This window comes from Paracoccus sp. (in: a-proteobacteria) (assembly GCF_046289755.1).
In the GTDB taxonomy this organism is placed as follows: domain Bacteria; phylum Pseudomonadota; class Alphaproteobacteria; order Rhodobacterales; family Rhodobacteraceae; genus Paracoccus.
In genome coordinates, this window is record NZ_JBKBVD010000074.1 from 1 (window position 1) to 12,074 (window position 12,074).

Genomic DNA, 12,074 nt, shown 5'->3' on the forward strand with positions numbered 1-12,074 from the left:
CCGGCAAACCACCAGATGATCAGGCCGACCACCGGCAGAACCAGAATCAGCAGGATCCACAGGATCTTGGTGCCGTTGCTGGCATTGGTGTTGATGATCGAGGCGATCGCCCAGACATCCAGAGCAAAGACGATGATCCCGAACAGCCAACCCATGCCGCAACCTTTCCCGTTACACGCGCCCTGGCGCGCCCCGATCCGAACACCGGGGCGCGCCACATGGTTCCCGCGTCAGAGCACGTAGCGCGACAGATCGGTCGAGCGTGCCAGATCGCCCAGATGCCGCTCGACATAGGCGGCGTCCACGCTGACCGCCTCGCCGCTGCGGTCGGGCGCGGCAAAGGACAGTTCCTCGAACACCCGCTCAATCACGGTATACAGCCTGCGCGCGCCGATATTCTCGACCGAGGCATTCACCTCGGCGGCGATCCGCGCCAGCGCGGCAATGCCGTCGTCGGTAAAGGTCACGCCGACCTCTTCGGTCGCCATCAGCGCGGTGTATTGCAGGGTCAGCGCATTGTCGGTCTCGGTCAGGATGCGGACGAAATCCTCTTCCGTCAGCGCCCGCAGCTCGACCCGGATCGGCAACCGGCCCTGCAATTCGGGCAGCAGGTCACTGGGCTTGGCGACGTGGAACGCGCCCGAGGCGATGAACAGGATATGATCGGTCTTTACCGGGCCGTATTTGGTGCTGACGGTGGTGCCCTCGATCAGGGGCAGCAGATCGCGCTGCACCCCCTCGCGGCTGATGTCGCCGCCGCGCGCCTCGGTCCGGGCGCAAACCTTGTCGATCTCGTCGATAAAGACGATGCCGTTCTCCTGCACCGCCTCCAGCGCGGCGGCCTTGACGGCATCGTCGTCCAGCAGCTTGTCGGCCTCTTCCTCGATCAGCAGCTCATAGCTTTCGCGCACGCTGACCTTGCGCCGGACCCGGCGCCCGCCAAAGGCCTTCATCAGCGCCGACAGATCCATGCCACCGCCCATGCCCGGCTGCCCCGGAATCTCCATCCCCAGAGGCGAGGAATTGTCCTGTACCTCCAGCTCGATGACGGTGTCGTCCAACTCGCCGCGCTTCAGCTTGTCGCGGAACATCTGTCGGGTGCCGTCGCGCGCCGCATCGCCCGCCAGCGCGCTGATCACCCGCTCTTCGGCGGCGTGATGGGCGCGGGCCTTGACCTCGTCGCGCATCCGGGCGCGGGTCTCGGCCATCGAGGCATCGGCCAGATCGCGGATGATCTGCTCGACATCGCGCCCGACATAGCCGACCTCGGTGAACTTGGTCGCCTCGACCTTGATAAAGGGCGCATGGGCCAGCTTGGCCAGCCGCCGGCTGATCTCGGTCTTGCCGACGCCGGTCGGCCCGATCATCAGAATGTTCTTGGGATAAACCTCATCGCGCAGATCATCGCCCAGCCGCTTGCGGCGCCAGCGGTTGCGCAGCGCCACGGCGACGGCGCGCTTGGCGTCGTTCTGCCCGATGATAAAGCGGTCCAGCTCGGACACGATCTCGCGCGGTGTCAGGTCACTCATCTGCTCTCTCCGATCACGGGCCCGGCGCGGCGCACCGCTCGCCCCTTCTTCTTCATGAAAATATCCTCGGGGGGTCCGGGGGGCGAAGCGCCCCCGGCGCCCTCATCTCAGCCGATCGTCTCGACCGTCAGGCGGCCGTTCGTATACACGCAGATCTCGGCCGCAATCGCCATCGCGCGCCGCGCGACCTCTTCGCCGTCCAGATCCGTCTCCATCAGCCCGCGCGCGGCGGCCAGCGCGAAATTCCCGCCCGACCCGATCGCCGCCACGTCATGTTCCGGCTCCAGCACATCGCCCGCCCCGGTCACGACCAGCAGGTCCACCCCGTCGGTCACGATCAGCATCGCCTCCAGATTGCGCAGATACTTGTCGGTGCGCCAGTCCTTGGCCAGATCCACGCAGGCGCGCTGCAACTGGCCGGGCGCGGCCTCCAGCTTCTTCTCCAGCCGCTCCAGCAGCGTGAACGCATCGGCGGTCGAGCCTGCAAAGCCCACCACCACGTCGCGCCCGCCGGGCGACAGGCGCCGTACCTTGCGGGCGCTGCCCTTCATCACCGTCTGGCCGACGCTGACCTGGCCGTCACCGGCCACCACGACCTTGCCGCCACGCCGCACCGCCAGAATGGTGGTGCCGTGCCAGCCGGGAAATTTGTCCTCTGCCATGGTCGCTCCGTTTTTTTCAGTCAGCAGTCAGATATGGACAGCCCGCCGCGCTTGCAACCCGTTGAAAAACGCGCGGTCCCGCCCTAGCGTCCCCCCATGCCCGGAAAGCACGCGCTGAACATCTATCTTCACCCCCCGATCCTGCACACTGCCCAGGCGGGAAAGCTGGGCTTTCTCAACCGTATGCGCGCTATGCTGGAGCCACGGGGCTGGCAGATCACGATCCGCCAGTCCGGTCCGCAGGCACGGGCCGAGGCCCCCCTGCGCTCGGGTTATGCGCTGTTCAACATGGAGCGTCCGACCCATGACCGCGCGCTGACCTTTCGCCTTGCCTATCACTACCCCTATTGGCGGCTGGAGCGTCTGGCCGAGCGCTGGCGCTGGCCGATTGCGCGGGCCGCATTTGATCCCGCCCGGATCGAGGATCACGCCGCGCAGAATTTCGCCCGCCGCCTGCGCGCCCGCGTGCGGCCCGGCCCTGATCCGGTCACGGGCGATCACATCCTGATCCCGCTGCAGGGCCATATCCGCCGCCAGCGCAGCTTTCAGGCCGCAAGCCCGGTGCAGATGATCCGCGCCGCCGCGGCCACCGGGCGCCCCTGCATTGCCACGCTGCACCCCAAAGAGACCTACGACCCCGATGACCACGCGGCCCTTGACCGGCTGAGGGATGAGTTTTCCAACCTGACCATCGGCGACGATACGCCCGGAGGGTTGCGCGACTGCGCTTTTGTCGTGACCCAGAACAGCTCGGTCGGTTTCGACGGGCTTGTCCTGGGCAAGCCGGTGGTCCTGTTCGGTCAGTCCGATTACCACCATGTCTGCCTGAACGTGTCACAGATGGGCACAGCCGAGGCGCTGGCCCGCGCGCCCCTCCACCGCCCGCAGACTGAGAAGTTCCTCGACTGGTTTTTGCGCCGCACCGCGCTGGACATGATGGCCGCGGATGCCGATGACCGGCTGCTGGCGGCCATGAAAAAGGGCGGCTGGCCTGTCTAGACCGCCGCCCCGTGTCAGTACAAAGGTCTGATCGCTCAGACCGATTCGTCGATCCAGCTTTTCAGCGCGGCCTTGGGCGCCGCGCCCATGCGGTTCGAGACGACCTCGCCGTCCTTGAACATGAACAGCGCCGGAATGCCGCGCACGCCAAGCGCTGCCGCCTGCTCGGGATTCTCATCGACATTGATCTTCACGATCTTGACCTTGCCGGCATATTCGTCCGACAGCTCTTCCAGCGCCGGGCCGATCTGTTTGCACGGGCCGCACCATTCGGCCCAGAAATCGACGATGACCGGGGTGTCGGCCTGACGCACTTCGGCGTCGAATTCGGCGTCGTTCACATGCACGGTGGCCATGCTCAGCTCCTGTTCTTGCTTGGGGCCGGGAATGGACCGGCTGATCTGTTATACTTAACAGCTATGAACCCGAGGGCCGGGGGTCAAGACCGGCCAGGGCCTGATCCAGCAACTCGCCGGGCAGAACCATCAGGCTGCGGGTCGCGGTCCACAGAATGCCGGTCTCGATCCGGCGGTCCGGCCAGATGCCGTGCAGTGCCGCCCGGTAGGCCGCCATCTGGCGCAGGATGCCAAGCGGCGTGGCCTGCGGATCGGCGGGCACGTCGGCATTGGTCTTGTAATCCACCGCCAGAATCCGGTCAGGTCCGACGATCAGCCGGTCCACCACGCCGTTCAGCACCCCCAGCCCCGGCAAGGGCGCGGTCAGCGCCACCTCGGCCAGCACCTCGTCCTCCGGGCCGGGGCGCATGACAACCGCCAGATCGGGCGCGCCGATCACCGCCTGCGCCTCGGCCAGCAGATCGGCCAGCTCGGGGCCATCGGGCAAGCCGCCCTCGGCCCCGGCCAGCACCGCGCGGGCCAGACGCGGCCAGTCGGGCGCGGGATGATGGGGCAGATGTTCCAGCAGCAGGTGCAGCCGGGTGCCGCGCAGCATCGCCGCCTCGCGGTCGCCGTCCGAGGCCGCGCCGATCACCTTGGCGCCACCAAGCCCGCTGGCCGCGATGGGGGCGGTATATTCGGGCGGCGGCGGCGGCATCCGCAGCGCCCAGTCCGGAACCTCATGCCGCAGAACGGGGGGGGCAGGGGCCGCCTCCGCCGCGTCGGGCCAGTCGCCAAAGGACAGGCGCATCGCATCACCCACGCCCTCGATCGGCACCGTGCTGCGGGTCAGATCGGCGCGCCCGGCGCCCGAGGCGATGACGCTGTGCCAGCTGTCCAGCCCGTCGCCCGTCTCGCCCGCCGCCGCCACGATCAGCCAGCTTTCCGCCCGCGTCATCGCCACATACAGCAGCCGCCGCCGTTCCTCTTCCTGCCGCGCCTCCCATGCGCCCACGGCCAGCGCCACCGCGTCGCAGCGATCCGCCGCCGTGCCGCGCCAGACCGGCATTCCCCCGACCGCGACCGTGCGGCCGCCCTGAGGGGCGCGGCGCTTTTGCGTCTCGGGCAGGATCACCACCGGGCTTTCCAGCCCCTTGGAGCCATGCACCGTCATCACCCGGATCAGCCCGCCCGCGCCGCCGGGCAGTTGCCGCTTCACCTCGACCTCATCGCTTTCCAGCCAGACCAGAAAGCCGGTCAGCGAGGGCGTCTCGACCTGCTCATAGGCCAGCGCCTGCGACAGCAATTCGTCGATCCCGTCCTCGGCCTCGGGGCCAAGGCGGGCCAGCAGGGCCGCGCGGCCCCCGTGGCGGGTCAACAGCCGCGCGATCAGGTCGTGCGGGCGCAGAAAATCGGCCTGACCCGCCAGATCATTGAACAGCTCCTGCGCGGCATGGTGCGATGAATGGCGCAGCCGCGCCCAGAGGAATTCGCGCGCCTTGCGCCCCACTGCCAGCCGATACAGATCATCCTCGGACAGCCCGAACAGGGGCGAGCGCAGGCTTGCCGCCAACGCCAGATCATCCTCGGGCGTGGCCAGCACGGCCAGCGTGGCGGTGATGTCGCGCACCGCCAGTTCGGCGGCCAGCTTCAGCCGGTCGGCCCCCGCCACCGGTAGGCCCGCGGATTTCAACGCGCCGATCAGCGCCTCGAACAGGGCGCCGCGGCGCTGCACCAGAATCTGGATGTCGCCCGGCCCGATGGGACGCGGCTGGCCGGATTTCGCGTCCGTGATTGGCGTGCCCAGCATGGCGGCGATCTGGCGGGCCACGGCGCGGGCCAGTTCGACCTCGGCGGCGTTCTCGGCGGGCGCGTCGATGGGGCGGGTCCAGTCGCCCTCTTCGGGCTTGTCGGGCGGGGGGATGGCGGGCCAGATGTCCACCCGCCCCGGCAGGCCCGCGCGAAAGGCGATGTGGTGGGGCGCGTCGCCCAGACCCTGCGCGGCCTCGCCCTGAAACACCGCATCGACCAGCCCCAGAACCGCGGGCGATGAGCGGAAGCTGTGCGCCAGCCCGCGCTGCTGCATGGGTTGCTGCGCGGCCTCGAAACCGGCGGCAAAGCGGTCGCGCATGTCTTCGAACACCGCAATATCGGCGCCCTGAAAGGAATAGATCGACTGTTTCGGATCGCCCACCACGAACAGCGTCCGGGGCCGGTCATGGGCGCCCGCGCCGCTGGTGAATTCGTCGGTCAGGCGGCTGATGACGCGCCATTGTTCGGGGCTGGTATCCTGCGCCTCGTCCACCAGAATATGGTCGATCCCGCCATCCAGCCGCCACAGCACCCATTGCGCCATGCTGGATTCCTCCAGCAGCAGGGCCGTGCGGCGGATCAGATCGTCGAAATCCAGCCAGCCATGGGCGGCTTTGGCCTGCGCCAGCCGCAGGGTGAAGGCATGTCCGAAACGGTGCAGGGCGTGGGTCTTTTCCGCCGCCGCCAGGGCGTGCAGATGCGGGCGGGCCAGCTCGACCCGCTCCATCAGCGCCTCAAGATCGGCCATGAAGGGCGCGCAGGCGCCCTCGCGCAGGGCCTTGGTCGGGATCGCGCCGGTCTTGGCGGCAAAGGGCGCCTTGGCCTTGGCGCCAAACAGAAGGCATCCGCACAGAACGCCCAGACCCGCCATATCAGGCGCGCGCCAGTTGCAGGACAGCAGGGTTTGCCCCAGCTTGGCATCGTTGGTTCCACCCGCCAGCAGCGGCGGGATCAGCGCGTCGAACAGATCGCCCTCATCGCCCGAAAACACCTGCGCCAGCAGCGCATCGGCGGTCAGGCCCGCAGGCAGGTCCAGCGCCGCCCAGATCGCGGCGGGGTCGGGGGGGCTGGCAAAATCCGTCTCGGACAGGCTGGCCAGAAAGCGGTCGATGTCATCGCCCGAATGCAGACGGGTCAGGTCCGCGATGGTCGGGTCGCCCGCCTCGGCCATGTCTTCGAGAATGCGCGCGCGCAGGGCACCGGCGCTGCGGTCGTCCAGCTCCGAGAACCCCATCGGCACGCCGGCCTCCAGCGGGAACCGACGCAGCAAGGCGGCGCAAAAGCTGTGGATCGTCTGGACCTTCAGCCCGCCCGGCGTTTCGATGGCGCGCGCAAACAGGCGCCGGGCATCTGCCAGATCGGGGGCCAGATCAGGCTCGCCCGCCTCGCCCAAGGCGGCCAGTTCGGCGCGCAGCGCAGGCTCGGGCAGCATCGCCCATTGGCCAAGGCGCCCCAGCAGGCGGTTCTGCATCTCGGTCGCGGCGGCCTTGGTATAGGTCAGGCACAGGATGCGTTCGGGCGCCGTGCCCGCCAGCAGCAGCCGCGCCACCCGGTCGGTCAGCACGCGGGTCTTGCCCGAGCCCGCATTGGCCGTCAGCCATGTCGAACGCTGCGGATCGGCGGCGGCGATCTGGTTGCGGGTCGCCTCATCCATGATCGCCCACCTTTTCCGGGCGTGCCGGGTCGGTCAGCGCCCATTCGCCATAGCGCGCCAGATGATCGTAATCGCCCGCGAAGGACAGCATCTGCGGCGCCCGCATCGAGGTGAAGCCCACCGCGCCGGTCATATAGGCCGCCAGCAGGCGGACGAAGCCCTCCCAGTTCTCGGCCTCAAGTTCCGGGGAATAGGCGCGGTCAAAACTGCGCCCCTCGCCGCCCAGCTGGATATAGCGGATGCCCGCGACATCGACCGGACCAAGATCGGGAAAGCCGCCGCGCCGGGCCATCGCGGCCTGCAGGACCAGTTGCTTTTCAAAGGCCGCGATCTGCTTGTCACTGGGCGGCGGGCCGGATTTGTAGTCATAGATCACCACCCGCCCGTCATTCAGCTGGTCGATCCGGTCGGGCCGCGCGGTCAGCGTGACCTCAAAGCCCGGAACGCGGATCTTGCCCCGGTTCTCGATCACCACCGGGCGGCCCTCGGCGCGGCGGGCCAGTTCGTCGGTGACGATCTGATCGGCAATGCCCGCCATGCGCGCCGACCAGAAGGCGCGGGCGGCGGGCCAGGGCACGTCGCGGGCCAGCACCTCATCGGCCAACGTCAGAAACCGCGCGCGCAGCGCCTCGGGCGGCATGTCGGGGTCGGGATCGCTGCGCAGCAGCGCCTCGACGATGGCATGCAGGGTCTGGCCGCGCAGCGCCGCGTCGGGCTGCGGGCGCAGCGGTGCCAGCGGGCGCAGGCGCAGCACGCGCTTGGCATAGATGGCGTAGGGGTCGCGGATCAGCAGGGCCACATCGGTCACCGGCAGATCGCTGAAGGGCGCGCCGGGCGGGATGGGCGCGGGGCGGGCGGCGGGTTGCGCGCTGCCGGTTGGTCGTGCCAATGCCTCGGCCATGGCCAGCCAGATCCGGCCCCGCTGGCGCATCTCGGCCAGTGCCTGCGGGCCATTGCGGCCGGGCAGCCCGCTCATCAGGTTCATCAGCCGGTTCAGCCAGCGCGAGGGGATCGTCTCGGCCTCGGCATCGCGGCGGGCGCGGGTCAAAAACACCTTTCGCGCGCCGATGGCCTGCTGGAAATCATGCGCGGCCAGCCCGATCTGGCGTTCGGGCACCGGCAGCCCGGCGGCCAGCCGCATCTGCCGCGACAGCCAGGGATCGGGCGAGGGGGGCTGCGGCCAGCCGCCCTCGTTCAGGCCCGACAGGATCACCGTGCCATGCCCGAAAAGGCGCGCCTCGCGCGGGCCACGGATGCGCAGGCTGTGGTCGGTCGAGATGTCCTCGCGCACGGCTTTTTGCTGCAACTGGCTGATCAGCAGGGCGCAGAAATCGCCCGGCGCCATGGCCGGGCCATGGCCGGCATGTTCGGCCAGATGGTCCAGCACCGACCGCGTCGTCAGGCCCGCCTTGCCCTGCCACAGGCGCGAGGCCGCCACATCGCCATCCGGCCCCGCCGCCAGCGCCTCGGCCAGCGCGGTCAGGTCGGCCAGCCGGTCGGGCAGCGGGCGCGGGCCACGGTCGCGGGCAAGCGGCGCGATGCGGTCCAGCATCCCGGCCAGCCAGTCGGCCCAGATCTTGCGCGCGGCATCGCCTTTGGTCGCCCAGTCGCGCAGGAATGCCGCATCGGGAAAGGCGGGGCCATGGCCGCGCAGATGCAGTTCCAGATCGCGGGTCTGCAACAGGATCTGGTTGCGCGCAATCGCGTCCGAGCCGGTCGCGGTCAGCGGATGTTTCAGCAGGATCAGCAGCCGGTCGATGGTCAGCGCCTCGCCGAACAGCGCGGCGATCTGGCGCAGAAACAGCCCCGGCGCGGTCAGCGGCAGCGGCCGCCCGGCGCTGTCATCGGGAAGGATATGCCAGCGGTCCAGCGCCCCCGCGACGCGCCGGATCAGCCCGCTGTCGGCGGCGATCAGGGTGATGTCGCAGCCCCGCTCGGCGCTGTCGCGCATGATCAGGGCGATGGCCTCGGCCTCTTGCCCCGGCTGGTCGGCCTCGATCAGCGTCAGGCCGTCGGTGGCCGGGATCAGGTCGGGCAGGGACGGGCCCTCGGCGATCCATTGATCGGTCACCGGCGCCGGGCGAAGCGCCAGCGAGATCAGCCGGTTGCGCGCCTCGCAGGGGGGGGTGGCATCGGTCCAGCGCCGTGGCGCACCTGCCGCCAGCAGCGGCGCATAGCGCGCCTGCGGGTGATCCGCCGCGCGTTCGTCAAGGCTGTCCCAGACCGCTTGCGGCTGGTCGAAATCATAGCCGGGCAGCACCACCGCCCCCTGCGGCAGCGCCATCACCGCCTGCATGAACAGCCGCGTCGCCCCGTGCGAGCCGGTCGAGCCCGCCACGATCACCGGCCCGTCGGGCAGGTTCACGCCCTGCGGCCAGTCGCGGGCGGCAGCCTCGGCGGCTGCGCGCTGACGCGAGGCGCTGTCCTGCGCAGGGTCATCCAGATAGAACCCGGCGGCGATGCGCAGGAAGGCCAGCGCGTTCTGCCAGTGGCGCGCGTGATCGCCGGTGTCGATCGCCTCAAGGGCTGCCAGATCGCGGCCCTCGCGCTGCATCTCGGCCATCAGATCGGCCAGCGACTGCGCCAGCAGGGGCACCGATTGCGCGGTCAGGTCGGGGCGGGCGGCGACCAGTTGCGCCAGTTGCAGCTGACGTTTCAGCGGCGCCTCGGGCGGGTCGGGCATCAGCACCGGGCCGGGGTCCATCGCCGTGACCGAACGCAGGCGCGGCAGCAGCAGCGGACCCCGCGCATCCAGCGCCTGACGGATCGACGCCATGGTCGAGGTCGCGTTGACATAGACCGTCACCCGCGCCAGCGCCTGCGGCGGCTGGCCCGCGAACCGCGCCAACAACCCGCGCACGAATTCATCCGCGAAGTCGACACCCGGCGGCAGGGCATAGAGGCCGCTGAGGTCACCCATCCAGCAGCGCCTCGGCCAGCGGGATCGCCTGCGGATAGCCGACATCGCACCAGCCGCCCGGATGCACGATGCCGTAAGCGCGCCCCCCCTCGATCAGCAGATCCCACAGGCGGTTGAGCGAGAACGCCCGTTCCGGGATCTGCGCCAGCAGGTCGGGGCGGATGATCTGGGCGCCGCCATAGACGAAACCGCCCTGACGGGTGATGCGCCCCGCATCGTCCAGTGCGAAATCGCCTGCGCCCTTGCGGCCCACGGCCTGCGCCAGCGGCACCAGCATCAACAGTGCGTCCATCCGGCTGGCGTCCCAGCCTGCGGCCAGCGCGGTCAGCGGGTTGGGGCCGGTCCAGACCACATCGGGGTTCAGCGTCACTACCGGCCCGTCCCCCAGCAGCGGCCGCGCCTTGCGCAAGCCGCCGCCGGTGTCCAGAAGCGCGCCGGCCTCGCTGCTGATGGCCACGTCCTGCCCCTGCAGATGGCGGCGGATCTGGGCGCCCAGATAATGCGTGTTGACCACCACCGGCCCGGCGCCCGCCTGCGCGCCCAGATCCAGCGCGCGGTCCAGCAGGGTGCGGCCCGCGACCTCGATCAGCGGTTTGGGGCGCATGTCGGTCAGCGGGCGCATCCGTGTGCCCAGACCGGCGGCAAAGATCATCAGCGGGAAGGGCATTGCGCGCGCAGCCTTTCGGTCAGGTGGGGGGTGGGGGCGGGCACGTCGCGCAGGGCTGCCGCCAAGGGCGCCAGCGCCGGATGGGCAAGGTTCGTCTGCACATGGGCCCAGACGCGCGGCATCAGGTCCAGATAGCGCGGCTTGCCGTCGCGCAGGCAGAGCCGCGCGAAAATCCCCATGATCCGCAGGTTCCGCTGCGCGCCCAGAACCGCATAGGCGGCGGCGAACCGCGCCGGATCATGGCCGGTGGCGGCCAGATAGCGGGCGATGGTGTCGCGGACCACCTCGGGCGGCACATCGCGGCGCGCGTCCTGCAGGGCCGAGACCAGATCATAGGCCGGGTGGGCCGCCACCGCGTCCTGATAGTCGATCAGCCCCAAGGGCGCCGCACCGCGCCAGATCAGGTTCTCGGCATGGAAATCGCGCAGCGCCAGCACCGGGGGCATGTCGGCCAGCGCGTCATGCAGCGCGGCGATCAGCGGGCCGATGTCGCGCGGCGCGGCCCCGGCGGCGGGCAGATACCATTCCCCGAACAGCCCCACCTGATCCGCCATCGCCGCCCCGTCCAGCGGCGCCACGAAACCGGGCACCGGGTGGCGGTGCAAATCGGCCAGCAGATCCGCGATCCGGTCATAGGCGGTGGCGGTCAGCGCCGGGTCGTCCTGCAACACACGGGCCAGCAGATCGTCGCCCAGATCCTGAACCAGCGCCAGACCCTGCGCCGCGTCACAGGCCAGCACGGCGGGCGCGCCAAAGCCCCGGTCGCGCAGCCACTGCGTCATCGCCAGAAAGGCGTCCATGCTGCCGCCCGGATCGTCCATCAGCACGGCGCGGCCCTGCGGCCCCTCCAGCCGGAAATAACGCCGGGCGCTGGCATCCCCCGCCAACGGCCGCACCCGCGCCTCGGCCCAGCCCGCCTGCGCGACAAAACCCGCCCGCGCCGCCAGCCGTTCGGCCAAACTTGGGGCGCCGGGCATCTCCAGCACGATCTGGCGCAGGTCGGGGTCGGGCAGGGGGGTCAGCCACAGGGTCATCGCGCCGGGGGGCGCGGCCTCCAGCCGGTCGGGCCATTCGATCAGGCAGATCGCCTCGCGCATGGCATCGTCAAGGCCCAGCTCGTCCAGTTCGGACGGATCGGTCAGACGATACAGATCGGCATGCCAGATCTCGGTCCCCATCGGGTCGGCATAGGTCTGGACCAGCGTGAAGGTGGGGCTGGGCACGTCCTCGGCCAGCGCGCCCTGGCGGGCGCGGATGAAGGCGCGGGCGAAATGGGTCTTGCCCGCGCCCACCGGCCCGTCCAGCAGCACCGTCTGGCCGGGCGCCAGATCGGCGGCCAGCATCCGGGCCAGCCCGGCGGTCAGGGTCTCGTCGGCGATGAGGCGCGTTGTCATGGCGCTGTTCTAGCCAATGCCGCGCGCGGGGGAAACCGCTCAGACGCGGCGCCGCGCCTCGATCAGCAGGGCCAGCGCGCCAAAGCCCGCCGCCAGCGCCCA

The 12,074-nt window shown here is 70.0% G+C and carries 9 protein-coding genes; 1 reads left to right on the forward strand and 8 read right to left on the reverse strand.

Translation table 11 applies throughout. The features are described 5' to 3' along the window. From ACK41U_RS17930 to hslV, 3 genes are all read right to left on the reverse strand, one after another. Nucleotides 1-155: PLDc N-terminal domain-containing protein (locus tag ACK41U_RS17930; RefSeq protein ID WP_409683234.1), on the reverse strand; the 155-nt coding region annotated here is incomplete at its 3' end. Nucleotides 156-230: 75 nt separating this feature from the next. Then, nucleotides 231-1,529: an ATP-dependent protease ATPase subunit HslU gene (gene hslU, locus ACK41U_RS17935; protein ID WP_409683212.1), complete on the reverse strand. Its 1,299-nt coding sequence runs from the start codon at nt 1,527-1,529 to the stop codon at nt 231-233. Nucleotides 1,530-1,636: 107 nt separating this feature from the next. Beyond that, the gene (gene hslV, locus ACK41U_RS17940) at nt 1,637-2,191 is read right to left on the reverse strand and encodes an ATP-dependent protease subunit HslV (RefSeq protein WP_409683214.1); all 555 of its coding nucleotides are present in this window, start codon (nt 2,189-2,191) and stop codon (nt 1,637-1,639) included. A gap of 96 nt (nt 2,192-2,287) precedes the next feature. On the opposite strand from hslV, the gene ACK41U_RS17945 reads away from it, so the two are divergent. Then, nucleotides 2,288-3,190, forward strand: a complete 903-nt coding sequence (locus ACK41U_RS17945) for a hypothetical protein (protein ID WP_409683217.1) — start codon at nt 2,288-2,290, stop codon at nt 3,188-3,190. Nucleotides 3,191-3,225: 35 nt separating this feature from the next. Here ACK41U_RS17945 and trxA read toward each other — a convergent pair whose 3' ends face one another. The 5 genes from trxA to tsaE form a co-directional block, all read right to left on the reverse strand. Next, nucleotides 3,226-3,546, reverse strand: a complete 321-nt coding sequence (gene trxA / locus ACK41U_RS17950; protein ID WP_409683220.1) for a thioredoxin — start codon at nt 3,544-3,546, stop codon at nt 3,226-3,228. Nucleotides 3,547-3,607: 61 nt separating this feature from the next. Next, nucleotides 3,608-6,991, reverse strand: coding sequence for a double-strand break repair helicase AddA (addA, locus tag ACK41U_RS17955; protein ID WP_409683223.1), 3,384 nt, complete (start codon nt 6,989-6,991; stop codon nt 3,608-3,610). Further along, a complete protein-coding gene (addB, locus tag ACK41U_RS17960) occupies nt 6,984-9,911 on the reverse strand; it encodes a double-strand break repair protein AddB (RefSeq protein ID WP_409683226.1) in 2,928 nt (975 codons plus the stop codon). Before addB ends, addA begins: the two co-directional genes overlap by 8 nt. Further along, on the reverse strand, nt 9,904-10,578 hold the full coding sequence (locus tag ACK41U_RS17965; RefSeq protein ID WP_409683229.1) for a nucleotidyltransferase family protein: 675 nt from the start codon (nt 10,576-10,578) through the stop codon (nt 9,904-9,906). The genes addB and ACK41U_RS17965 overlap by 8 nt, the downstream gene beginning before the upstream one ends. Next, on the reverse strand, nt 10,563-11,972 hold the full coding sequence (tsaE, locus tag ACK41U_RS17970) for a tRNA (adenosine(37)-N6)-threonylcarbamoyltransferase complex ATPase subunit type 1 TsaE (protein ID WP_409683231.1): 1,410 nt from the start codon (nt 11,970-11,972) through the stop codon (nt 10,563-10,565). The genes ACK41U_RS17965 and tsaE overlap by 16 nt, the downstream gene beginning before the upstream one ends. Nucleotides 11,973-12,074 lie beyond the last annotated feature (102 nt).

What these genes read in the sequence shown, in the direction of transcription:
- tsaE (WP_409683231.1), bottom strand. Translation starts at nt 11,972, where the DNA reads ATGACAACGCGCCTCATCGCCGACGAGACCCTGACCGCCGGGCTGGCC.
- addA (WP_409683223.1), bottom strand. Translation starts at nt 6,991, where the DNA reads ATGGATGAGGCGACCCGCAACCAGATCGCCGCCGCCGATCCGCAGCGT.
- hslV (WP_409683214.1), bottom strand. Translation starts at nt 2,191, where the DNA reads ATGGCAGAGGACAAATTTCCCGGCTGGCACGGCACCACCATTCTGGCG.
- hslU (WP_409683212.1), bottom strand. Translation starts at nt 1,529, where the DNA reads ATGAGTGACCTGACACCGCGCGAGATCGTGTCCGAGCTGGACCGCTTT.
- ACK41U_RS17965 (WP_409683229.1), bottom strand. Translation starts at nt 10,578, where the DNA reads ATGCCCTTCCCGCTGATGATCTTTGCCGCCGGTCTGGGCACACGGATG.
- trxA (WP_409683220.1), bottom strand. Translation starts at nt 3,546, where the DNA reads ATGGCCACCGTGCATGTGAACGACGCCGAATTCGACGCCGAAGTGCGT.
- ACK41U_RS17945 (WP_409683217.1), top strand. Translation starts at nt 2,288, where the DNA reads ATGCCCGGAAAGCACGCGCTGAACATCTATCTTCACCCCCCGATCCTG.
- addB (WP_409683226.1), bottom strand. Translation starts at nt 9,911, where the DNA reads ATGGGTGACCTCAGCGGCCTCTATGCCCTGCCGCCGGGTGTCGACTTC.